The organism is Agrobacterium sp. GD03872, from assembly GCF_029840625.1.
Taxonomy (GTDB): Bacteria; Pseudomonadota; Alphaproteobacteria; order Rhizobiales; family Rhizobiaceae; genus Agrobacterium; species Agrobacterium fabrum_A.
The window spans coordinates 496,927-517,415 of the sequence record NZ_JAOCCY010000001.1; the positions used below are offsets into that span (position 1 = coordinate 496,927).

The 20,489-nt window shown below is 59.1% G+C and carries 23 protein-coding genes; all 23 read right to left on the reverse strand.

Annotated elements, in window-relative coordinates:
• The 23 genes from N5D22_RS02305 to N5D22_RS02415 all read right to left on the reverse strand — a co-directional run bounded on the left by N5D22_RS02305 (position 1) and on the right by N5D22_RS02415 (position 20,386).
• The gene (locus tag N5D22_RS02305; protein WP_279656062.1) at positions 1 to 2,148 is read right to left on the reverse strand and encodes a phage tail tape measure protein; all 2,148 of its coding nucleotides are present in this window, start codon (positions 2,146 to 2,148) and stop codon (positions 1 to 3) included.
• A 124-nt stretch (positions 2,149 to 2,272) separates the two neighbouring features.
• Positions 2,273 to 2,542 (reverse strand): phage tail assembly protein, encoded by a 270-nt coding sequence (locus N5D22_RS02310; protein ID WP_080816012.1) that lies wholly within the window; start codon positions 2,540 to 2,542, stop codon positions 2,273 to 2,275.
• Between the two features lie 75 nt (positions 2,543 to 2,617).
• A complete protein-coding gene (locus N5D22_RS02315) occupies positions 2,618 to 3,130 on the reverse strand; it encodes a phage major tail tube protein (protein ID WP_003513741.1) in 513 nt (170 codons plus the stop codon).
• 12 nt (positions 3,131 to 3,142) lie between these two features.
• Positions 3,143 to 4,606 (reverse strand): phage tail sheath subtilisin-like domain-containing protein, encoded by a 1,464-nt coding sequence (locus tag N5D22_RS02320; protein WP_279656061.1) that lies wholly within the window; start codon positions 4,604 to 4,606, stop codon positions 3,143 to 3,145.
• Between the two features lie 116 nt (positions 4,607 to 4,722).
• Positions 4,723 to 5,358, reverse strand: a complete 636-nt coding sequence (locus tag N5D22_RS02325; protein ID WP_279656060.1) for a DUF4376 domain-containing protein — start codon at positions 5,356 to 5,358, stop codon at positions 4,723 to 4,725.
• Complete coding sequence (locus N5D22_RS02330) at positions 5,358 to 6,335, reverse strand: hypothetical protein (protein ID WP_279656059.1); 978 nt, start codon at positions 6,333 to 6,335, stop codon at positions 5,358 to 5,360. Before N5D22_RS02330 ends, N5D22_RS02325 begins: the two co-directional genes overlap by 1 nt.
• 61 nt (positions 6,336 to 6,396) lie before the next feature.
• The gene (locus tag N5D22_RS02335) at positions 6,397 to 6,570 is read right to left on the reverse strand and encodes a hypothetical protein (RefSeq protein ID WP_279656058.1); all 174 of its coding nucleotides are present in this window, start codon (positions 6,568 to 6,570) and stop codon (positions 6,397 to 6,399) included.
• 9 nt (positions 6,571 to 6,579) lie between these two features.
• A complete protein-coding gene (locus N5D22_RS02340) occupies positions 6,580 to 8,850 on the reverse strand; it encodes a hypothetical protein (RefSeq protein ID WP_279656057.1) in 2,271 nt (756 codons plus the stop codon).
• A 12-nt stretch (positions 8,851 to 8,862) separates the two neighbouring features.
• A complete protein-coding gene (locus N5D22_RS02345) occupies positions 8,863 to 9,528 on the reverse strand; it encodes a phage tail protein I (protein WP_279656056.1) in 666 nt (221 codons plus the stop codon).
• Positions 9,525 to 10,472 (reverse strand): baseplate J/gp47 family protein, encoded by a 948-nt coding sequence (locus N5D22_RS02350; protein WP_279656055.1) that lies wholly within the window; start codon positions 10,470 to 10,472, stop codon positions 9,525 to 9,527. Before N5D22_RS02350 ends, N5D22_RS02345 begins: the two co-directional genes overlap by 4 nt.
• Before the next feature lie 2 nt (positions 10,473 to 10,474).
• Positions 10,475 to 10,852: a GPW/gp25 family protein gene (locus N5D22_RS02355; RefSeq protein WP_279656054.1), complete on the reverse strand. Its 378-nt coding sequence runs from the start codon at positions 10,850 to 10,852 to the stop codon at positions 10,475 to 10,477.
• Entirely contained in the window at positions 10,803 to 11,000 is a 198-nt protein-coding gene (locus tag N5D22_RS02360; protein WP_003513760.1) for a hypothetical protein, read from the reverse strand. The genes N5D22_RS02355 and N5D22_RS02360 overlap by 50 nt, the downstream gene beginning before the upstream one ends.
• Before the next feature lie 9 nt (positions 11,001 to 11,009).
• The gene (locus tag N5D22_RS02365) at positions 11,010 to 11,561 is read right to left on the reverse strand and encodes a phage baseplate assembly protein V (protein ID WP_279656053.1); all 552 of its coding nucleotides are present in this window, start codon (positions 11,559 to 11,561) and stop codon (positions 11,010 to 11,012) included.
• A complete protein-coding gene (locus tag N5D22_RS02370) occupies positions 11,561 to 12,271 on the reverse strand; it encodes a hypothetical protein (protein ID WP_279656052.1) in 711 nt (236 codons plus the stop codon). The genes N5D22_RS02365 and N5D22_RS02370 overlap by 1 nt, the downstream gene beginning before the upstream one ends.
• Positions 12,272 to 12,315: 44 nt before the next feature.
• Positions 12,316 to 12,741, reverse strand: a complete 426-nt coding sequence (locus tag N5D22_RS02375; RefSeq protein ID WP_279702682.1) for a hypothetical protein — start codon at positions 12,739 to 12,741, stop codon at positions 12,316 to 12,318.
• Positions 12,695 to 13,018, reverse strand: coding sequence for a DUF2190 family protein (locus tag N5D22_RS02380; RefSeq protein WP_279656050.1), 324 nt, complete (start codon positions 13,016 to 13,018; stop codon positions 12,695 to 12,697). The genes N5D22_RS02375 and N5D22_RS02380 overlap by 47 nt, the downstream gene beginning before the upstream one ends.
• Positions 13,019 to 13,093: 75 nt before the next feature.
• Entirely contained in the window at positions 13,094 to 14,749 is a 1,656-nt protein-coding gene (locus N5D22_RS02385; RefSeq protein WP_279656049.1) for a hypothetical protein, read from the reverse strand.
• A gap of 99 nt (positions 14,750 to 14,848) precedes the next feature.
• A complete protein-coding gene (locus tag N5D22_RS02390; protein ID WP_279656048.1) occupies positions 14,849 to 15,499 on the reverse strand; it encodes a hypothetical protein in 651 nt (216 codons plus the stop codon).
• A complete protein-coding gene (locus N5D22_RS02395) occupies positions 15,486 to 17,030 on the reverse strand; it encodes a phage portal protein (protein WP_279656047.1) in 1,545 nt (514 codons plus the stop codon). The genes N5D22_RS02390 and N5D22_RS02395 overlap by 14 nt, the downstream gene beginning before the upstream one ends.
• Positions 17,030 to 17,224 (reverse strand): hypothetical protein, encoded by a 195-nt coding sequence (locus N5D22_RS02400; protein ID WP_080810788.1) that lies wholly within the window; start codon positions 17,222 to 17,224, stop codon positions 17,030 to 17,032. The genes N5D22_RS02395 and N5D22_RS02400 overlap by 1 nt, the downstream gene beginning before the upstream one ends.
• The gene (locus N5D22_RS02405) at positions 17,224 to 19,005 is read right to left on the reverse strand and encodes a phage terminase large subunit family protein (RefSeq protein ID WP_279656046.1); all 1,782 of its coding nucleotides are present in this window, start codon (positions 19,003 to 19,005) and stop codon (positions 17,224 to 17,226) included. The genes N5D22_RS02400 and N5D22_RS02405 overlap by 1 nt, the downstream gene beginning before the upstream one ends.
• Positions 18,920 to 19,654, reverse strand: a complete 735-nt coding sequence (locus N5D22_RS02410) for a MerR family transcriptional regulator (RefSeq protein ID WP_279656045.1) — start codon at positions 19,652 to 19,654, stop codon at positions 18,920 to 18,922. The genes N5D22_RS02405 and N5D22_RS02410 overlap by 86 nt, the downstream gene beginning before the upstream one ends.
• Positions 19,655 to 19,816: 162 nt before the next feature.
• Entirely contained in the window at positions 19,817 to 20,386 is a 570-nt protein-coding gene (locus tag N5D22_RS02415; protein ID WP_279656044.1) for a hypothetical protein, read from the reverse strand.
• Positions 20,387 to 20,489: the final 103 nt, after the last annotated feature.

Below are 20,489 nucleotides of genomic sequence, written 5' to 3' on the forward strand. Positions count from 1 at the left end.
CTAGTCGCTAAACGTGCCTTCTAGCTTCGACAGTTCACCTTCCAACTCACGTACCGCCTGCGATGCTGCCGCCTGCGGGTCCGCCACGCCGGTAATGCTTATCGGCGCGTGGATAGTTACATTTGGCCTTTGAGGATTAACCACCCTCACGTCTTGTGTTCCAGCGGGTTTAATCATTTCGGACATAGAAGAGGCGTCGATCCGCACTGTTCTGATGCCGAGATCGTCAGCAGTTTTTCCGGGCAACACATCGGTGGACCCACCCCCTACGCCATTGACGCGGGCTTGGACGGCGTTGTCCATGGCCATCTGTGAATAAACCGAAGCTGGCGCAGGACGGCTATCTGATTGCGTCCACGATCTTGGGCTACCCACATTTTTCTCTAACCAATCGTTGTACCCATCCCACCGCTTTTTGTTTCTCTCCATGAAATCCTGCATCTCGTCTTGCCCATCCGGCAGCGAGCTAAGCAGAAACGCGGAGTTGAACAGATTGAGGAACCCGCCGGACCATGGTGCAGTCGTGGAGTTTTTCCGGGGGTTAGCATTATTTCCGTTTCCGGCTCCACGGGTGCCTCCTCCACCTCCGCCGGACCGCCCATCCACGATATCGGCGATTCCTTTGACCGCTTTCAAAGCACCGAGCAACGTACTTGCGCCGGACAATACAAACAGCGCCGCCGCCAGTTTGCGAATGGTTCCCGCCAACATGGAGATACCCATGCCCCATGCAAAAAGCTGGAAGCCGTAGCCGGACATTTCCGCAAAAAACTTGGCGATAGGGTTATCCTTAATCGCATCGTTCAATTCGCGGATGGAAGCGCCCCATTCCTTCGCCCGCATGAAAATTGCTCCAATGCGGTCGGCGGCGTTCGGATCGACAGGACCAAGCAACAGGTCGCCGAGATCGTTCATGAACTCCTTCATGCCGCCGGTATACCCGAAGCCCTGCGCAAACCCCTTCGTGAAATTCGTGATCTGGTCGAAGATCGTCACGCGGTTGCCGAGCGTGTCCAGCACTTCGCCGATGCCCTGCGCGCCCTCGCGGATGGTCGGCAACATGCTGTCACCGATTTCCGAAAAGACATTGGAAATCTTGTTGCCAAGCAGGTCCAGAACGTTTTGCGTGGTGCTGGCGCGCTGGATGTACTCATTAAATGCCGAACCTGCGTATTTCGTGCGGTCGGCCACGCTGTCCAAGGCTTGATCCAGCAGCTTGATATTGCCAACCAGCGGCATGAAGGCGCGTGCTTCGTCGCCGAAGAATTCGGACAGCAAGGAAACCTGCTTATCCTTCGGCGCTTTCGCAATCGCCGTCAGCACCTTGCGCATGGTGCCTTTCGCGTCTTTCTGCATACCCTTGGCAATGGACGGCAGATGCAGCCCGAGCGCTTTGGCGGCGTCCCTCTGCGACTTCTTGGCAAACTCTCCTTTCGTCAATGCGCGGATGACGTTCAACATGGCGGTTCCCGCCGTGCTGGCATCTGAACCGGCGGAGATCATGGCGCTACCCATGGCCGCAAGTTCTTCTTTTGCGAAGCCGCCCATTTCACCGAAGGAGCCGACCCGCAACATAAATTCGGTCACGTCCTTCGCCTTGGACGCCATGTTGTTCGACAGGTGGTTGATGGCATCGGCCATGTCGCCGGTTTCGGCCACCGTCAAACCAAGCTGCGTTTTCAGCTTGGCAAGGCTTTCGCCCGCCTCGGCCGCGCCAAGATCGAAGGCGATGCCGACGCGCGCGGCCATTTCCGCGAAGCTCTGCAAATCTTCGGTCGCAATGCCGCTTTCGCCTGCGGCGGCGAACAGCGCAGCAATGTCATTTGCGGCCAGCGGGATTTCGCCAGACATGCGCCGGATGCTGCGGCGCATGTTTTCAAACTGTTCCTCATTGGCTTCGACAACCTTTTTCACGTCCGCGAATGCAGACTCGAAGCTGATAGCCGCGCCCGCCGTTGCTTCCAGACCGCGCGTGACGCCGAAGTAACCAGCGCCGAGCGCAACCGCCTGCCCGATCAAACCGCGCATTGGCGCGAATGCAGAAGCGGATTGCGCCCGCAGGCCATCCAGCGCGCGCCCAATATGTCGCGCGGTGGCGGTCGCATCATCAATAAGCGAGATGCGGAGGCTGCTTTGCTGGACACCCATGGTCATTCTCTCATGATTTTTCGCAACTCCTTGGCCTTATGGAAGTAAGCCAGGAGTTTTCGGGCGGGCCACCGCTCAATCACGTCGAGCGGTGTGTGTGCGGTGCTGGCGACGTAGACGGCGATCAGCCGCCAGTCGTGGTCTTCTGGTCGTTTCCCAAGAGCGGTTTCGTCTTGGCGAGGATCGCCTTGAAATCGCTGCCCTTGATTTTCTTGAAGGCGGGCAATGGCACATCGGAAATGAGGGCCAGCAGCGTGACCATTCTGGCAAGGTCGGATGTAGTCTCGTCCGCCACAAGCAAATCACCGACATCCGGTTCGCGGAAGGTCAGGTCGGTATAGGTCTTGCCGTCATGCTCGACCGGCTTGGCGAGCGTTGCAGAAATTTCGTCCATGGTATCACCTGAAAAAATGGCCCGCAGAAAGCGGGCCGGATTGGAAGGATTTGGGGAAGGAAGAAGCGCCAGCCGCTAGAGCAGCAAGGCGTTTCGGATATCGCCGAACTGCGAGACGCCACCGACCTTGAAATCAAAATCGTCCATCTCGTAGATTTGCTCGCCGTCGATTTCGAGCTTGTAATAGTTCACGTCGACTCCGTAGTCGTTTTCGGAAAGCTCGCCAGCCTTCCACGTCCCGGCATCCGGCTTGAAGACCCTGCCGCGAATGGTCATCACCGCGCTATGCGTGGTGCCATCCTCGTCCACCAGCGCGCCGGTAATCATGAACGGCGTTTCCTCGCCGATCTTGATGCCGTGCAGCTTCAAAACCTGCGGGTCCATGCCCGGCATCTTGAAGCTGAATTCCAGCGCGTTGTAACCGAGATGCACCTTGCGGGCCTTGATCATCCCGGCGTTGCGGACATCCTCGCGGACGGCTTCGGGAACCGGCGGCGTGATATCGCCGATCTGTCCGAGCTTGCTTTGACGGTCCGCCCACAACATGCAGTTCCGCAGGATGTAGGCGGGAAGCGTTTTTTGCGACATGTGGAAAGCTCCTTACGCGGCGACCGAGAGCGCGCCGATTTCGATTGCCCCGTTCACCTCGTCAATCAGCAACTGATAGCGGACGATGTTGCGGTGGGTGGTGATGTGGATTTGCTCCATGAGGCCAACCGGCTCGAATTCGACCCCAAGCAAGGTCTTGCCGTTGACCATCAAGGTCGGGTCGTTCTGGTCGGACAGCCATACGCTACCGCCGAGAATGTCCTCGTTCCTCGTGAAGACACGCATTGCGGCGTTGCCGTCTTCGATGAGCATCTTGAAATTGCCCTTCGTGGTCTTGCGATCCACGTAGAGGAAATACAGGTCTTCAAGAGACTCGTTGATCATGTCGGCGGTGGCGCGCACGCTGTCGAACTGCCACAGCGGATCATCAATCGCGAGACGGCTACCCCACGTCCTGAAACCGCCACGCTCATTGATGATCGTGGCGACCTGATTTTCGTTCAGGTAGTTGCTGTCATCAGGATAGGAGATCGTCCGCGCTACACCGTCGATGGTGCGAATGATCTTGTTCGACACCGACCCGGAGAAGCCTTCCGCCGACGCCACGACACGGGCACGCACGCCAGCGAAGACAGCGGCAACAGGTTTCGTCACCGGCACGCCGTTGACGTTCTTGATCACCTTCGGATCAATGATGAGGATGCGCCCGCCGTTGACAGTCTGGCGGAAGCGCACGGCTTCGGCGTCGGTCGTGTTCGGACCCGAGATATAGGCGCGGGCGCGGATTTTCGGGGTGACGGCATTGAGTGCCGAAACGAAGGGGTTCGCCACGTCGCCGAGATTCGCGGTGGCAGTCGGCAGCACCTTGCCAGCATCAGCCCCGCCGCCCGTGAAGGTCAGGATTGGCGCTTGCGACATTTTCTTGCCGGGCGCAACGACCTTGACGGAAACGACCTTGTCAGCGTCGGCCCCGGTTCCCATTACGGCCTCCAGCGTCGGCAAAACCTTGCCGGGATCATTGCCGCCGCCCGTCGCAGTGACGACAGGCGCTTCCGTCAGGTTATCGCCCTGCGAGGTCAGCGACACCGAAACCACGCCGTCCTCAATCCACGCGCCGGTATCTCCGGCAGTGATGATGACGCGCGGCTGGTAGCCGGTCAGGGCCTTTGCGCGCAGCGCGGAATAGATGCCGGTCCGCGCCACCGGGTCGCCGATCAGGTTGTTTTGCAGCGTCGCCGGGTCAGCACTGTCGGGGACACGGTTGACGATGCACCAAGAGCCGCCTTCATCGAAAATGGTGGTAAGGTCTTGCAGCAGCGTTCCCGCCGCGCCGAGCGCAGTTGCCGCCGTCAACGAACGAACGATGGTCGGATAATCGAGAGGAAAGGCGGCAGGGTCCGCGTCAGGCGCGATGCCGTTGACGAAGGTAATGCCGCTGCGGGTCACGCGTGCGATTGCCGGGGTGTCGGTGCTTTCGACGAGCTTGACGCCATGATGATAGGACAGGTCAACCATTCGGCTGGTCTCCGTTGAAGGTTCCAAATTTTTGAAGGAAGGTTCCGGCTATGGCCGGGGAAGTTGGAAGCGCCACGCCGTAAGGGGCGAGGCGAATTGTTGGGACATTAGAGGCGTTAGGGCCAGTAAGCCGGGTTCGTCGCGAAATCCGCAGGGATTGGGGCAGTGTCTTTCAGCGTGCGGGCTGCAAAAATATGGGCCTGTTTATGACCTAACGCCGCGTAGCCGAAGCGCATTACGGTCTGAGCATCCATCGTGTGCGTCGTGTTGTCGGCTGCGATCCATCTGAATTCAGCCGGGGCGCTAGGGTCGAGAAGACGCTGCCAACCGAAATCGCCCGGCGCTGCGCCCATAGCTACGGCGTCAGTTGCTGCTTTCTGCGCCCCAGCAATGTTTTCCCGGTCTTCCGGGCGGGACTGGTAAAGAACGCCATCGAATGCGAAACCCGCATCAATGCGGCGGTCTCGCTCGATATCAACGTCAAGCGCGCTTACACCGCGAAGCAAGACGAGATCGGTGGCGTAGGTGGTCGCCAGTGCCTCGATTTCGGCGGGGGTTGGTTTCTCGCCCGCCAAATCCCATTTAACGATGATGGCCGTACTTGTCCTGTCTGGACTGTTCGGCTTCACCTTGTGGGCGCACCAGAAGTCAACGCCATGGATTGCCGCAGGATGAAGCTTGCGGACAAGGAATGCCAGTTCGTCCGATGACAGATCGTAGGGCAGATCATCGGTGCTATACGGATCGCTCATCAGTTATTCCTCAACAGTTCGGCACGCAAATTGATGACATTCGTACCGTTCGAACTGCGCAGGCCTACGAGTACGTATGGTGCCGGAGCGTCGGTAGTGCGGGCGTTGTAATTCGGGTCAATTGATCCGAATTCCCATATGCCGCCCTCGCGCTGGACGCGTGCCCCACGGTCCGCGAAACGCTCACTAAGCCAGCCGTAAGCCGAAGTCCAAACGTGTCCATCATTGCGAATTCGGAAGCGATGCGTTCCGTTATGAAACACGTCGAATTCGTTGTTGTTTGGCTGCGCGATTATCCGCCAGTTGAAATCACCGCCATAGCCGTTCGGCGAAAAGTCGATAAGGCAGGCGGCGTTTGCGGCGGACCGCATTTCGAGCATGGCCGCGTCGGCTGAGGGCTGGATCGTAACCGAGCCATTGATGACACCGCCGACAAGCCGCAGATACCTGCCATCAAACAATGCGGTAAGTGCAGCCTTGATGTTTCCCCATGTCCATCGGAACATGGTGGACGTGCCGGACTTCACGCCAGCCAAGGCATCGCCGTCATCGGGCGTTGTTACGCCGTTGGCTCCGGCAATGGCTGCGCCCACCGTGGCGGTCGTCGTTAATGCCGGAAGGTTTGCCAAAGGCACCTTGCCGTCCGAGCCGAGTGGTGCGACACCCTCCGGCTGGTCTCGCAGGTCGTTGCGCATATAGTCTGCAAGACTATTCTGAATGTCCTGCAAGCCTGCGGCTGTCGCGTAATATTCAGGTAGCTGCCCGCCGAATTTCAGAGTATCGGGAGCTTTGCCGCCAACGATAATCTGGTCAATCTGCTCTTGTGCCAAAGTGATTTTGGTTTGCAGACTGGCGATCTGCGGCGCAACGTTGACTTGGATGTAATCAAGCGACGCCTGAATGCCTTCCGCTATCAGGCTTTCAAATGACGCCTCCAGTTCCTCGCGAGCGGTCAGCCGAGCGTGAAGGTCGGCCATGGTGGTATTCCACAATAGCCGATCAATAAGAGTCTTCGGCCATGATGGAAGCTGATAGGCGTCAGACCTCTCGGGCATAGTCCAGCACCTCTTCACCTTCCTGCTCAATGATGTCGGCAACGACCTTGCCGATCATTTCGATTTTATTCAGCGGCTTGTATGTGAACGCCCCGAGTTTGACGGGGCGAACAAGCTTCACCTCATAGGATTTTTCAGCGTCGATCTGGATAGCCATGACAACCCCTTAGAGTGCGGCAATGAACGCATCCTGCACGAACGGCACGGAGGCGACATTGTTTGTGGTGGCGGCAGGACGCATGCGAGCGGCATTCGCAGCAGCGCCGAGCGTGTAGGTTGAAAGATAAGTCCGACGCGAAGGCCGCTGCGGATCGACCGTGATTTCAGTCGTGTTCGGATTGACCACCGTATTTCCGACCATGATGGCAGGGGTGAAGGTGTGGCGGTCGGGATCGAAGCTATCCAGCGTGTATTGCGTCTGGATGCTTGTGGTCGAAAAGCCGAATGGAAAACTCTTCGTGACCGCCCGCATGGTGTTGCGATTGCGGGCAACGCGGGAAACCGCCTTTTGGTCAAGCTGGATCATCGGCTGCAAATCAGCCGTGCCCATCATGACCATGCGCAATTCCACGGATGCCGGAAGTCCCACAAGCGGGTTTGTCGCCGGGTCGCCGTCATCAAGTTCGGTCCAGACATTCGAGCCGGAAGGCCGGATTTCCCAACCAAGCGCACAACCGCCCGGCACCCAACCAGCAAACAGCATGTCGATTTGCGTCATGCCGTCAGCAAGGTTCAGTGCCTGCATCGGAATGACCGTGCGGGGGCTTCGATAGCGAGCGGCATTGAGACGGAAGCAGATATCCGTCTCCGTTGACCCCTGCGCAAACGCGCCATCTGTCGTCAGGAACTGCGTACCGCCCGTGTACTTGTTCGACCCGGAGATATGCAGCGCGTGCGCGCCCGTCGTCACCGTGACGAAAGCATACCTCTTTCCGCTTTCCAGAAGCGTGATGGGAAGCACAGCCTTGTTCCAGCCGACAACAAGATCGGCGTGGTTCAACTTGCCCTGCGCAAGCACCGCATCGAAACGCGGCATCCCGCCAGTCGTGGTTTCCACGATGAAGATATGAACGTCGCCGTCAGCGCCGACGCGGGCAAACGACAGGTCAAGACTTGTCACCTGCATCGGCTGAGCCACGAGGAAGGACTGGCCGTAGATGGAGCCGTTAATGCCCACCTCTTCGGTAACATACTGCCAGTACGGCTCGCTGTAGATTTCATAGCGAACCTGCCTAACGCCATAGGTTTGGTGGCCCGGTCCGTAATTTGCACCGACATAGACCACCTCGAAGGTCTCGCCACCGACATTCAGCATTTGCCCCACCCTGGAATCGCCTCCAAGGCCGGACCAACCCGCCGCATTCTCGCAAGCGCCCATCGTTGGGCCGTACGTGATGCGGACGCGGGACGCTTCCTTGCGAACAAGCGTGGTTTCGGTGTGCACCAACTGCGAAATATTAAGCGTCGCATCCAGCGACGTGTTTGCAATGCGCGTCACCTCATCAAATGCAGGCACCATGCGGCGACCGCGAAACGCAATCTTCGGGTCGTCTTCCGCCTGCACTTCAAGCCGGGCCTGCGCTTCGGCAGCGAAACCGAAGCGGACGCCCTCTTCAATCCGGGCTAACCAGTCCACATGCGTCATGTCCCATCGGTCGGGGATAAGGCCGTCATCGAACACATAGGCCCGCGCCTCATCCGGCAAATCGACTTTGAGCCGGGCCGCGCCGATATCGCGTTGCATCTGGCGAATGATGACCGGACGGGGGATTTCAGTGAGCTTGCCTTGAATATTGACGATCTGCGTTTCAATCGTCTCGGTCCTCATGAAAAGACCGTCAAGATCGACTTCCAGCGCAGTAACACGGCCTTCGACTTCAAATAGGGTTTTCACACGGTCGCTGTTGCCCGGCTCGATAGCATTCGCGTCAATCCCCGAAGAGGTCAGCAGCACGAAGGCGATACATGCATCCGTAGACGCCACCACGGGCTTGACCGGAACCGGGTTCGCTTCGCCCGGCTGCACGATCAATTCAACAACCCGACGAATTGTCTTGGGCGTACTGCGATTGATGATGACGCTGGTTTCGGGATCATCCGACGTTTCAAACGGGCGGTTTTCCGAATCCGTCACTTCCTTGCCGCGCAGAAGGATGGCAACCCAACGCTGGTCGGAAGCTGCCGCCGGGATATAAATCTGAAGGTTCAAATCGTTCGGCGCTTCCTGCGCATAGACGATTTCCCCGGCGACGTACCGGCCAGCCGAAACCGTGATTTCCTGCGCCGATTTACGCGCCACCGTGAAAGCGGCCCAATGGGCAGGATAGCCAATGGCATCCAGCCAAAGACCATCTGTTGCGGCCTGCGCCTGCAAACCGATGGCTTCGAAATCTGCATGATCGGCGATTTCAGCTTCTGCAAAGGAAGTGCGCTGCATGTGTCGTTACCCTCAATCCAGCCGCTTGCGATCCATGTAACCGCCGATGGCATGGCTTCCGTCGATGAAAATGTTGTCGTTAAAGGTGATGCCGCGCCGCCATGCGAACGAAACCGAATAGAGCGTCTCCGGCGTTTTGGCGGTCGTCATGGCGCGCTTGGCGCGGCGGATGGGTTCGAGGTTGATGGCCGTCATTGCCGCTCGCCCGAAGGCGCTGCGGCCAACCTGAAAGCGGTTCTTCGGCGCTGTCAGCGTGACGCGGATAAGGTAATGCGCAACAAAAGGCTGGTGTGCTATCGGCGTTCGGCCAATTACCGCACGCCCGAAGGTGAAGCGGTTCGGATGGGCGATGCGGTCCACAATTTCCGCATCAACAAACGCAAGGTAGCGTTTCAGCCCGGCAAGCGTACCTTTCAGCGCGCCCAAGGGAGACGCGGGATAGAGCGTCGAAACCCCGGCGCACTGCGCAATCATTTCCCGCTTGCGCTCTTCGGTCCAGTCATCAAACCAGAGATCGACCGAATGATGCACGGCCAGCCACGGCAGAAACCGCGCGGGCGTCTGGTATGGGTCCATCAGAACCGCGTAAGGTATCGGCAGATCATCCGACATACCGGCGGCAAGCGCCTTTTCGAATGGCTCCGCCGACGATGGCAGCAACACACCTACGTCGCTCATGCCCGCACCTCGACAGCGATGTTAAGGCTGGTCATCACCGGCACCTTGTAGGCGTCGGGCTGGATGACGACCGGCGCGAGGTCGCGCACCCTGATAACGCCGTCACCAAATGCCGCACCCGAAAACAGGGCTTCTGGGATTTCACCGCCGATCAGGATGCGGGCGGTCGCCGCTGCGGTGACACGCTTTTCCGCTTCCTGCCGAACGATATCGGCAGACGGCCCGACCGCCGGAATTTCGAGGACAAGCGAGACCGCATATTCCGTCCGCCCGGCGGCCATGACAGAGATAGCCACAGCTTCCGGCGCACGGTTCGGGTTCGTTACCGACGCCCGGACTGTATCCAGCTCCAAGGCAGTCGGAAGCCTGCCCGTCGGACCGATGACAACAACATCCGTATCACCGCGACGGCCATGGACAGCGCGGCCATTCACCCGCGCATCCCAAAGCCCAAGGGCTTTGTCAGCAGATTGCGGCCAAGCCGTCCACGCATCATAAAGGTAGCGACCGGCAGAACCGGCGGACGGCAGATCGTAGGACAGCAGATAACGCCGCAACAGCGCGTCATCGCCCTCCATGATCGCCGCCGCATTCGCGGTTGCAGGAACCACGGTCAGGCGGACTATGTTGCGGTTTGCGGCGATGGCATCCAGATTGGACCCCTTCGCATATGCCGCCAGAAGCGAACGGAAAGTGTCATTGACGTTCTGGCGGTCCAGAAGGCGCAGGTATGACCAAGCTTCACCGACGACGCCTGCCGGGTCCGTTTCGAGATCCTGCACGTCATATTCCGGTAGCGACGGATTAACCGCCCGCAGCGTGTTCCAGAACGCGAGGAAGCGGACCTTGAATTCGCTGTAAAGCGTCTCGAAATCCAACGGGCTAATCGCATCAGGCAACGGCAGGCGCGAAACATCAATCGTCGTCGGTGCGTAAATCGCCATGGTCACTTGCCCGGATAAATGACGCGGACGCTGGCGCTCTCCGCAATGGAGAAATCGCCGCGATGGCCGCGAGGATAATAGGTGCCGAAGATATCGAGCGCGATGACGCCACCGGCATCCGCTTGGGTCACGCGCCCGGCAGTCATTCGGAAGCGCGGTTCCCATTCAAGGATTGCCGTTGCGGCGGCAGAGTAGAGCGCAAGCACGTTCCGCCGCGTCATCTTGCCGTCGATAAAATCAGGAACATTGCTGCCGAAGGTCCGGCGCATGACGCGCGAACCTTTCGACGTTCTCAGAATTTTGCGGATTGATTGCTCGGTATGCGGCCAATCATTCAGCGGTGCGCCGGTCTGACCGTTTACGCCGGTTGAGCTTGCCATGGGCGCTATCCTCTTTTTCAGGGAAAACGACATTGCCGAAGGGCGGCGCAAGCTCGCGGGCTTCGTCGTCGGTCAGGGGGATGATTTCGCCAGCCGACCGCCAGCGCCCGGCGATTTCGCAGCCGGTTCGAACCTTGTAGTTTTTCATGGGATTTCCTCAGTCCACCGCGAAGACGTGTTCCGAGCCTTCGACAATTGGCCACTTGCCCGACGAAGAACCGGACATGACATGTACAAGGTCGCCGATCCGGGCAACAGGCTTGCCGCCGTCACCGCCAAGCTGCACGTTTGGCGATTCAACAATTACCTTCGGCGACGTGACTTTCGCCTGTCCCGCCGACGCTTCAATGACGGTATCGCCGATCTTGATATGAAACGGCGTGTCGCTGTTCTCGCGGGCGTTGTCGTCGCTATAGGTGGAAAAATCTATCTGTGCGTCGGTCATGTCGCCGTTTTCGGAAACAACATCCACCTGTTCGCCGACGCTGTAGAGGACATCGACCTTGACGCCACCGGCAGCGAGGGTCCGCGCCTTGATCCATGGCGTCAGGTAGGGTTTTCCCGCCTGTTCCGACAGCTTGACGCGGTACTTGGATTTGTCGTCACTGACTTCGGCAATCGTACCCTTGCGCCGCCGGTTGCGGTTGCGGCGCTCAAGTTCGGCCATCCGCACATAAAGGTCCGTGATCTGGTCCACCAAACTGGCCATCAGGGCGACCCCTCGAAAGGCGTGATCAACATGGCGTCGGCCTCGTCATGAATAAGACCGTATCGCCGCATGGCGGTCTGCAATTCGCTGGCGTTGCCGGAAAGCTGCGCACGAATAAGAGCGATCTTTTCCGCCATGGACGGATCATTCGGAGCAAGATCACTCTCGCACTTGGCAAGGAACCGGGCGAAAGGCGAACCCGGCTTGAGCGGTTCCCCGCGCAAAGGTTCGGCCACCATACTCGCGGTGACTTTCAGTTGGTGCGCGGCAAGCCGCATCCCGTTCGTGTCGCCGCTTATGCGCGTCCGCGAAACAGATTGGAAAGACAGGCAGAGTGAGCGGAAGATTGCCGCCCATTCGTTATCGGGATCATTGAGCGCATCGCCCGTCTGGCGAAGCGCCAAATCAAGAAGAAACTCAAACGTGGCATCCGTCGCAGGCATGCCGAGGATAAAACTTTCTTCCGTTTCGGAATCGGTGATCGCGTGCGCCGTAGCCACCCCGGACTCGAAGACGATATCAAGAAGACCGGGAGACGACAGGGAGCGAAGCTCCAGAGCGTCCGAAACCTTGGAACTGTCGGTGTATACCGAGATAAATTGCTTGTCCTTGTCCGTTCGCAATGAACCGTCCGCAGCGATATCGAGCACGCCGATTTCGCTGTCCAGAACGTTTGAGCCGACAATGGTATTTCCCTTGGTCGCCTCCACGGCGGAGATACGGGCGGCAAAATTGATAAAGGACATGGAAGCTCCTAAATCTCTTTCAATGCGACAGCGATAAGATTGCTGTGCCGGTCGCTGACGAAATCAACAGACCAAACCGGTTCGCCAGCCCGATCCATCGCACGCACCCGGTCGCCGGGTTTGAGCGCCGGACCTTCGTAGGTCGAACGGTCAATGAACAGCACGGCATCCGCCGCAGCGAAGCGGACGCGATGGGGGCCGCTGACTGCATTGCCTGCGGGTCGCGTCGTGTCGTCTTCCGTGTGCAGAGCCTCGCAGCGGATGACAATTTGCGGGCGGTCGGGGTCAATCTTGCCGTTCGCCATGAACGACAGGCGGACCGTCTCGCCGAAAGCGCCGCCAACCTTCCGGTCAACGGCAGCTTCCAGTTTTCGCCAATCGACCATCTTACTGGTCAACCAGCACTTCGCCGAAATCGGACGGGTTGATTGCATCCGCAGCCGCGTATCCGATCTTGGGACTTGCGCCACCATTGTCAGCGGTTGTTGCTTTAGCGCCGTCCCAATAAAGGACTGCACCTTCCGCCCAACCCTGCGCTTTGGTCTTCGGCAGAGTGAAGAGACCCTTTCGGGCGATATTGAACCGCTCGCCAGCCTTCGCGGATACCTCCGCTACACCGAAGAGCTTGCCAATAAGAACGCCGTCGCCAGAATTGACATCTGCGGGCGCGGTGACTTCCACCGTATCGGCGGGGCCTCGATAATTTTTCATGGTGATCTTCCTTGCGATCAACGTGACAGGAAAGGAAGAGCCGGGCGGCTCCCCCAACGAAGTCAGGCAGGCGGCTTACGCTTGGCCGGGGTTGTGATAGCCGAAGCGGAAATCGGTCGCGCCGCAACCGAAGTCGTGTTCCACCGACATGCTGAAACCCTGCGAACCGAAGGGTTCGTCCATGCGAACGCGCGGTGCCTCGTAACCTTCGAGGTAACCCCAACGGTAATTGGAGCCGGTCGAAGGATCGGCGAAGAGGTCCCAGGAATTGTCGGCGATCTGCGACGTTTCCACCAGTTCGAACTTACCGGAGAAAATATTGACCGTGGAAACCGTGGCGGGCGTGATAGATGCCAGCAGCTTTTCCGCATCGGTCAACTGGTTAGGGCCGACCAGCATGATACGCGCCGGGTTTGCGAGCAACGGCTTGCCATCCAGAGAGGTCTGCCGACCCATCGACTTGCGGCCTTCGCCGACGCTATCGACAGTAATCGCAGAACCAGCAGCAGCAAGGTTCTTATGCTCCGCATGGAAGACAGTTTTGCCGTCCGCAAGCTTGCCGTTGTACGCACCGCCGTAGAAGGTGACTTCTTCGAAAAGAGCAACCGAAGCGCCGTAGCTCGTCAGCAGTTCGGCGATGGCGCCAAGATCGTCATTGATGAGCATCTGGCGGCTGATATTCAGGGCAATGGCGTAACTGAAAGCCTGCACGGCTTCCTTGCCCTCGCCGAACGAACCGAACTTGATTTTGCCGTTTTCCAGAATCTTTTCCAGCATGGGGAAATCGCCGGTCTTGACGATCGTATCCGGGCGGAAGTCGCGGAAATTCTTCTTGCGCGCGAAGCGCTTGAAGGTCGGCTGCGCCAGAGCATAACGCTGTTCCAGCGTGCGGTTGACAGCGCCTTCGAAGATAACCGGGAAATCCGAAGTCGAATGCGCGGCGCGGCTGAAAATGTTGTCGATATCGCGGGCATTCAGCATGCGGCGACCGTGGAAGTTCACGCAATCGGCAGCGATATCGACCAGACCTTGGCCCATATACTGGCGGGCGGCGGCAGACGGACCGGCCTGCGGGACCGGCGCGCCGAGACCGTATGCCAGAGCTTCCACACGGGCCGAACGAATGGTATCGGCTTCGTCATTGCCGACCTGCACGCGAACGCGGCTATCGGTCGGCGTAGCGCGTTCACTGGTCACCATGTGATCCAGAAGCAACCCCCGGAAAGTGTCCAGAGAAGTGCCGGAGCGAATATGGTCACGACCAAAGCTCGCTTGTCCGGCACGCTCCGCCAGTTCTTCGATAGCAGTCACGCGGTCGCGTTCGGCACGAACGGCATTCTGCGCGATGGCCTGCGGATTGTTGTCGGCAGGCGTAGGCGCATTACGCTCCGCATTTTCAAGCGCGGTAATCTCGGCACGGACGCCATCCAGTTCGGCGAGGATCGCAGAATGATCCTTTTCGATGGCGCGGGCGGCTTCATCGGACAGACCTTCCACCAGTTCCGCACGCTTGCTTTCCGCGCGCGTCGTCAGATCGGTGGCCTTCGCCCGGAGTGCGAGCAGTGCCGGGGTGGCCTGATAGACATGATCGAGCATGCCGCGCGTCTGTACGAATGCATCGTGACCGAGCAGCGAGGCCGCGTGGGAAGGGTCGGCGGAAAGAATGGTGAAGGCGAGACCGAAGCAGACGATTGCGGCGACGGTCGCGAAAACATATGCAGCCTTTTTCATGGCGTGCGGTTCCTTTTGTATTACCGGGCAGGACAAGCGCCGTCGCCCTGCATCCCCGGTGGAAGTCAGGCGGCGAACTGAAAAAAATTGGAATGCGTGTCAGGCGAAGCGGCGGGCCTCTTCGGCCATACGCATGCGGGCGGCACGAAGGCCATGACCGGCAGCAGACTGGATAGACAGCGGGAAGGTGGCTTCGCTGGATCGAACCTGCGCGCCGGGATCGGCCGGAACAGTCACAAATGAAATCTCGTTTGGCGTCCAGCGCTCCACGAAAATCTTTTCGACCTCGCCTTTCTTCGCCGCTTCCTCCACCCGGATTTTATCGATGGAATACCCCACCGACACATTCTTGATGATCTTGTCAGAGACCAGTCCGAACATGCGGTCGGCGGCGAGATCAATTCCGGCCTTGGGGAAACGGATGGTCGCCCATCCTTCGCCCTTTTCGATCCACGCCCGTTCAACAACTGCGATCTGCGAAAAGGTGGACCAGCGGGAATGGCTGTCCAGAACCGGTGCACCCAAGTTCATGCGCGTCAGGTCCAGCGCCCGTTCGCTGACGACAAGGATTTCATCGAACGGGACAGCCGTATCCCATCCGGTATAGCGCAGGCGGCGGACCGCAGCGCCGGTTGTGAATACCAGCGTCACGGTGCGCGCGTCCGCATCGATCGAACTGACATTCAGGTCTTGCCCGCGAACCTGCATCGGCAGGGATGCGGGCGCTTTGCGCAGTTCAAGTTTCGTCATCGTCGGGTTCCTTATCGTCTTCCGACTTGTCGTCGGGCGGGTGGTCTGTTTCGTCCCGCTGCTGTGCCTGCCCGGCCTGAGACATCCGCCGGGGGTCGCTGTCGAGAACAAGCTTGCGCTTGTCGATCTTGGCCGCGTCGGACGCGATTTCGTCCAACACATCATCCGGGTTTTCACCCATCTCGGCGATGACGCTGGAGAGCGAACGGAAGCCCGAGCGAACTTCTTTGATACGGGCGTTCACGTCTTTCAGCGGGTCGGCGGAATAGAAGCGCGGCGGCGACCACTCCACGGGAACCTTGGGCGTCTTGATGATGCCCGCGAAGTAAGCCGCTTCGCAGAACCAGTCCCAAATAGGCTGCAACAGCATCGGAATGATGATGAGCCATTGAACGGCGGAGATTGTTCGGCGGAACCCCTCCAGCCCAACCTTGCTGGACGAATAGTTCACCTTGTCGAGCCGACCGGACAGGATGGCATGAGGAACGCGCCAACCTGCGGCAATGGTGTGCAGCATCGAGTTCTTGTACGGATCGTAGCTGTCCGTCACTGCCGGTTGAGAGAACTCTATGCCCCGACCACCAACGGCATTGTAGAACATGCCCGGTTCGAATTTTTCGACACGCCTGCCGTTCACGTCATAGATGCCGGGCTTGGTGGGCTGGCTATCCGTCATTGGCATGCCAAGCTGGTCGGCTTCGTCGCCGCCGGTCATCACGCCGACAATGCAGGCTTCCAGCCGCTTGCGCGTCAATTCCGATTGTTCGTAAGACGCCAGATCGTAGGTATCGACCATTGCTGGCGCGCCCCACGGTGCGCCCATCACCTGCGTCCGCTGCTTTTCGAAAGCATGGGCAATATCGGACGCCGGAACCGGCTTCGAAACAATCGTGGACTTCGGGTCAAAGAAGCTGTTGCCGGGATGCGAACCGAACATCCAATAGGCGCGCTTCCTGCCGATGGCGTCAAATTCGATGCCTTGGATGATCTTGCCACCATCGGAAAGTACACCTTCCTTGGTGGTGTCGATCAGGTCCGATTCCAGCACCTGTATTTGCAGCGGGACCGGCAGGCCATCTTCCAGCCTGCGGCGGCGGCGACGGATCAGACCGTTACCGCTCTCAAACATTTCGCGGCCCGCGAGGTTGATACAGCCGTTGAAATCAAGATCGCCGTCCGCATCGCAAACCTTGCTCCATTCCGAAAAAAGCTTGTTGAGCTTTTTGTTCTTCGAACGGGGAATGATGCCGTCACCGATAGCATGGGTGACAAGTTCGTGGATCGCCTTGGCAGCGTAAGGATTGTTTCGGGCGAGGTCGCGCATGCGGTCCCGAAGCGCCCGACCGGCGCGCGCAATTTCTGCGTCCGCCGATGTTGATGGTGCGCGCCTGCCGGATTTCAGGCGGCTGGTTTCTGCGCCAGCATATGCGCGCGACATGATAGCCAGCGCGGCGCGGTGCTTTACCCGCCGAAGGCCAGCTTCGGGCGAGAAATAACCAATGGTCCGGTCAAGGATGGTAGCGAGGCCCATCAGTCGAGCGCCGCGAAAATGGTACGGGAGCCGCCCGACCGAGTGGATTTCAGGGCGGCAAGTGCCTCCCTCATGTCTTTGAGAGAGTGATATTCCACCTCGCGGCGCGTGCCGCCAGAGTGGAATATCACCTTTCGCGCGCCCATTGCGATTGCATCTTCAAGCGCAGCAATTTGATCGTCTGTAGTCGCCATTATGCAAGCCACTCCGGTTTCGCGATTTCTTGTGTGTAGGTTGCGACCGCCGGTTCCGGCGGTGTCGAAAGTTCGCCCTCGCGGTGCGCCCAATTGGCGTTGACCATCTGGCGGGCGGCGAAGGCATAAACGGTGCAGTCGAGCGCTTCGTGGCGTCGGCCCGGTATCGGTACGAACTGGCGGCTTGGCTGGCCGCGCAGATAGCGGACCTCCATCTTTTCGCCCGCAAGCTGCTCGTACCAAACATCCGGCAGGTCTTTCGAAAACCGGATGGTCTTGGGCCGCGTCAGCCTGCCGAAAATGTGGCTCTTGATGCCGTCCACGCCGACGATGAAAAGCCGTCCGCCCTTCACGCTGGTCTTGGAGCGCTCAATCCATGGCCGGTTGCCCGCAGCACCCTTGATTGCCAGAACACGGCGATTGAAGCGCGGGAACGCGAAGCGATAGACCGTTTCCATGGTCTCGCCGTCCGAGCTATCGACGCAAACGGCATCGACCTTGATCTTGCCGCCAAGCGGATGGTCCCATTGCGTCGTCAGGGCAACGTCCAGTTCCGCCCATGTGGTATGGTCATCATAGCGACCCCACACAACGGTATGGCCGAGAACATAGGGGATGCCCTCTTTGTCCCAACCGACGAAGGTTGCTTCCAGACGATCATCCTGCACGTCCACGCCGACCGTGATAATCAGCACTTGGATCGGGATATTTTCCAGCCCGAAGTCTTCGGCGCGGCCTGCAAGCTCGATATCGTCCAGTTCGTCGCCGTCCTCTTTCCATCCTTGGGCAAGGATGGTGTTGACGAAGGTTTGCAGCGTCGAAGGATCGTTTTTGACAGTGACGAATTCGCGCGCCAGCCGCCCCCAGGAGGCGTTAGGCAGAAGCGAAATCAGGGCGTTCATGCGGAAACCGGCATGATCTTTGATTTCCGGTCGAAGAGCGCGCCAGCGGCCATTCGCCACCATGCCCGGCTTGTGCCGTTCCTCCACAACAGAACCGCATTCGGCGCAGACATAATACGCCTTTTCCGGCTCGCTTTCGGGCCAATGGATATCGGCCCATGTGATTTCATGGAAGTGACCGCACTCGGGGCAAGGCACCTCATAAATTCGCTTGTCCGATTGCTCATAGGCTCGCAACACATGGCTGGTCGCCTCGTAAACAGGCGTCGAACCCATGACAATCTTGCGGTCCGCAAAGGACAGGGTGCGGCGCTCCGCCAGCAGGATCGGCGACCCTTCCTTCGTCGCATCCATGCCGTCCGCCTCGTCAATGAAGAGGATGCGGACATTGTGACGGCGCAGGTTGCGGGGTGCCTTGGCGGCAATGACTTTCAGGAAGCCGCCGGGAAAGCGACGGGCAAGAAGCGTGTTGCGTCCGCCTTCGCTGGTATCGCCGGTCAAGAGACCGCGAAGCGCTGGCGAGGCATCGAAAATCGGTTCGACGTCCGAAACCATATAGTCGCGGCAGTCGGCCTCTGTCGGCAGAAGCGAAAGGATCGGCGACGGGTCGTTCGAACAGAAGCTTGCCATGGCGCTGGTCAGCAGCGTCGTGAAGCCGACGCGGACCGGCTTGACCAGCGTTACCCGCTCAATCGCGCTATCGCCAATCGCGTCGGCAATCTCACGCTGCGGAGGCCACAGCCGAACCTTGCCCGTGAGCGAAGAAACGCCTTCCGGCAGATGGACGGTATGTTCAATCCATTCCGACAGCCGAAGTTTCGGCGGCGGCAACAGGCTGTCCCATACCGCTCGCCGCAATGTCGCCAGCGCCGTTGTCATCGTCCTCGTCACCAAGTTCGGTAAGCGCCGACCGGATTTCTTCACCGATCAGGTCAACATCGTAAGTCGTGAGGTGCGGGAGCATCTGCCGACAGCGCGAAGGCACCGACAAAACGGCGTTGCGGATGCGTCGGCCTATCGAAACCCATTCGTTGCGCACGTCCGTCATCGAAATCATTTCGCCGCGCATGGCCGCGTTTTTCATGGCCGTCTGGTCGGCCTGTTCTCGCGCCAGTCTGGCGCGTTCGGCAGTCAGAACATCCGCGCCGTCACCGCCGCGACCGGCGGCAACACCGCGCAAATGCTCACAGTAAAGCTGGATAGACTGGCGAAGATCGAAGCGATTCCGTTCTGTCTTCACCACGATTCCACGCTCTACGAAATCCGACACCGCCCGCTTGGAAACCTTCAGCAGTTCGGCCAGTTCGGATGCGGTGATTTCGATATCGAGCGAAGGCTTTTCCGGTTCGGCAGGTGCCGTTTCGGTAAGCAACGGGAGGCTTTCGCCAGCTTCCGCATGTTTCTTGTGCGATTTGGCCGCGAAACTCGGGCTGACGTTGAACTTTGCCGCCGCCTCCCGAACCGTATGGCCCTCGTCCATGAAGGCCACGACCTGTTCACGCAACTCGTCAGGATAGCTCTTTGCCATCTGATTCCGATTCCATCGAAAGGGCGGTGGAACCCCCCTATAATTTTCTTCACAGAGCGAAATCCCGCAGTCGCCCACACCCGCTACTTGGCCTCTTTTGAGGGAGGACCCGACCGAGGGGGGGGTATGGGGCGGGTTGCGACCGGGGGTCGGGGTGGCCGGTCAGGGGACCAGCTTGGCAAGGGCGGCTTCGACCCGCTCTTTCAGCAAGGGCGCTGCTATGCGCTGGAATGCTTCGGCTGTTGCACCGCTGGTCATTTCCTTCGGGATGAAGACCCCCGAGCGGGCGAAGGTAATCTTCGTGCCGGAGCGGTTGAGCCGGTAATAGGCATGGCCATTGAACTCCGCCACCGGCTTACGGTCGGGGAACTGTCCACCCCGCAGGAACGCGCCGGGATAGAGCGTCGGCTTTCCGAATGGTCGCGCCACGACACCGGCTTCGGTTTCCTTCGGGCGCAAATATTTGAGACGGATGTTGCCGCCTCGCGTGGTCATGTCATACACGTACCGGCCCGGCTTCGCGGTTGCCGGATTTCCGATGGCCTTAACGATGGTGGCACGCGGCAAGCCCGTCTGTTTCGTCAATTCGCGGATGACAACGGTTTTCGTCCTGTTACCGACCTGATTGACGATACGCGGTAGAACTGTTGGGAAGCGCCGTTTGAGTTCCGCTATCCGGTCGCCGTATTCCGCAAGGTTGCGGTCGGCCCACTTCATGGACAGAACAGCCATCGTCCAATTTTCCCAAAAGTTGCCTATACCTATGCAAACGAAAAAGGCGACCGGGTTAGGGTCGCCTTCGCTCAAGTCCGCCGATGATATAGCTGTCGCACTG

What these genes read in the sequence shown, in the direction of transcription:
- N5D22_RS02395 (WP_279656047.1), bottom strand. Translation starts at nt 17,030, where the DNA reads ATGGGCCTCGCTACCATCCTTGACCGGACCATTGGTTATTTCTCGCCC.
- N5D22_RS02305 (WP_279656062.1), bottom strand. Translation starts at nt 2,148, where the DNA reads ATGGGTGTCCAGCAAAGCAGCCTCCGCATCTCGCTTATTGATGATGCG.
- N5D22_RS02320 (WP_279656061.1), bottom strand. Translation starts at nt 4,606, where the DNA reads ATGGTTGACCTGTCCTATCATCATGGCGTCAAGCTCGTCGAAAGCACC.
- N5D22_RS02325 (WP_279656060.1), bottom strand. Translation starts at nt 5,358, where the DNA reads ATGAGCGATCCGTATAGCACCGATGATCTGCCCTACGATCTGTCATCG.
- N5D22_RS02355 (WP_279656054.1), bottom strand. Translation starts at nt 10,852, where the DNA reads ATGGCAAGCTCAACCGGCGTAAACGGTCAGACCGGCGCACCGCTGAAT.
- N5D22_RS02410 (WP_279656045.1), bottom strand. Translation starts at nt 19,654, where the DNA reads ATGGCAAAGAGCTATCCTGACGAGTTGCGTGAACAGGTCGTGGCCTTC.
- N5D22_RS02400 (WP_080810788.1), bottom strand. Translation starts at nt 17,224, where the DNA reads ATGGCGACTACAGACGATCAAATTGCTGCGCTTGAAGATGCAATCGCA.
- N5D22_RS02315 (WP_003513741.1), bottom strand. Translation starts at nt 3,130, where the DNA reads ATGTCGCAAAAAACGCTTCCCGCCTACATCCTGCGGAACTGCATGTTG.
- N5D22_RS02360 (WP_003513760.1), bottom strand. Translation starts at nt 11,000, where the DNA reads ATGAAAAACTACAAGGTTCGAACCGGCTGCGAAATCGCCGGGCGCTGG.
- N5D22_RS02380 (WP_279656050.1), bottom strand. Translation starts at nt 13,018, where the DNA reads ATGAAAAATTATCGAGGCCCCGCCGATACGGTGGAAGTCACCGCGCCC.
- N5D22_RS02390 (WP_279656048.1), bottom strand. Translation starts at nt 15,499, where the DNA reads ATGACGAAACTTGAACTGCGCAAAGCGCCCGCATCCCTGCCGATGCAG.
- N5D22_RS02405 (WP_279656046.1), bottom strand. Translation starts at nt 19,005, where the DNA reads ATGACAACGGCGCTGGCGACATTGCGGCGAGCGGTATGGGACAGCCTG.
- N5D22_RS02330 (WP_279656059.1), bottom strand. Translation starts at nt 6,335, where the DNA reads ATGGCCGACCTTCACGCTCGGCTGACCGCTCGCGAGGAACTGGAGGCG.
- N5D22_RS02345 (WP_279656056.1), bottom strand. Translation starts at nt 9,528, where the DNA reads ATGAGCGACGTAGGTGTGTTGCTGCCATCGTCGGCGGAGCCATTCGAA.
- N5D22_RS02310 (WP_080816012.1), bottom strand. Translation starts at nt 2,542, where the DNA reads ATGGACGAAATTTCTGCAACGCTCGCCAAGCCGGTCGAGCATGACGGC.
- N5D22_RS02340 (WP_279656057.1), bottom strand. Translation starts at nt 8,850, where the DNA reads ATGCAGCGCACTTCCTTTGCAGAAGCTGAAATCGCCGATCATGCAGAT.
- N5D22_RS02335 (WP_279656058.1), bottom strand. Translation starts at nt 6,570, where the DNA reads ATGGCTATCCAGATCGACGCTGAAAAATCCTATGAGGTGAAGCTTGTT.
- N5D22_RS02375 (WP_279702682.1), bottom strand. Translation starts at nt 12,741, where the DNA reads ATGCAATCAACCCGTCCGATTTCGGCGAAGTGCTGGTTGACCAGTAAG.
- N5D22_RS02350 (WP_279656055.1), bottom strand. Translation starts at nt 10,472, where the DNA reads ATGGCGATTTACGCACCGACGACGATTGATGTTTCGCGCCTGCCGTTG.
- N5D22_RS02415 (WP_279656044.1), bottom strand. Translation starts at nt 20,386, where the DNA reads ATGGCTGTTCTGTCCATGAAGTGGGCCGACCGCAACCTTGCGGAATAC.
- N5D22_RS02385 (WP_279656049.1), bottom strand. Translation starts at nt 14,749, where the DNA reads ATGAAAAAGGCTGCATATGTTTTCGCGACCGTCGCCGCAATCGTCTGC.
- N5D22_RS02365 (WP_279656053.1), bottom strand. Translation starts at nt 11,561, where the DNA reads ATGGCCAGTTTGGTGGACCAGATCACGGACCTTTATGTGCGGATGGCC.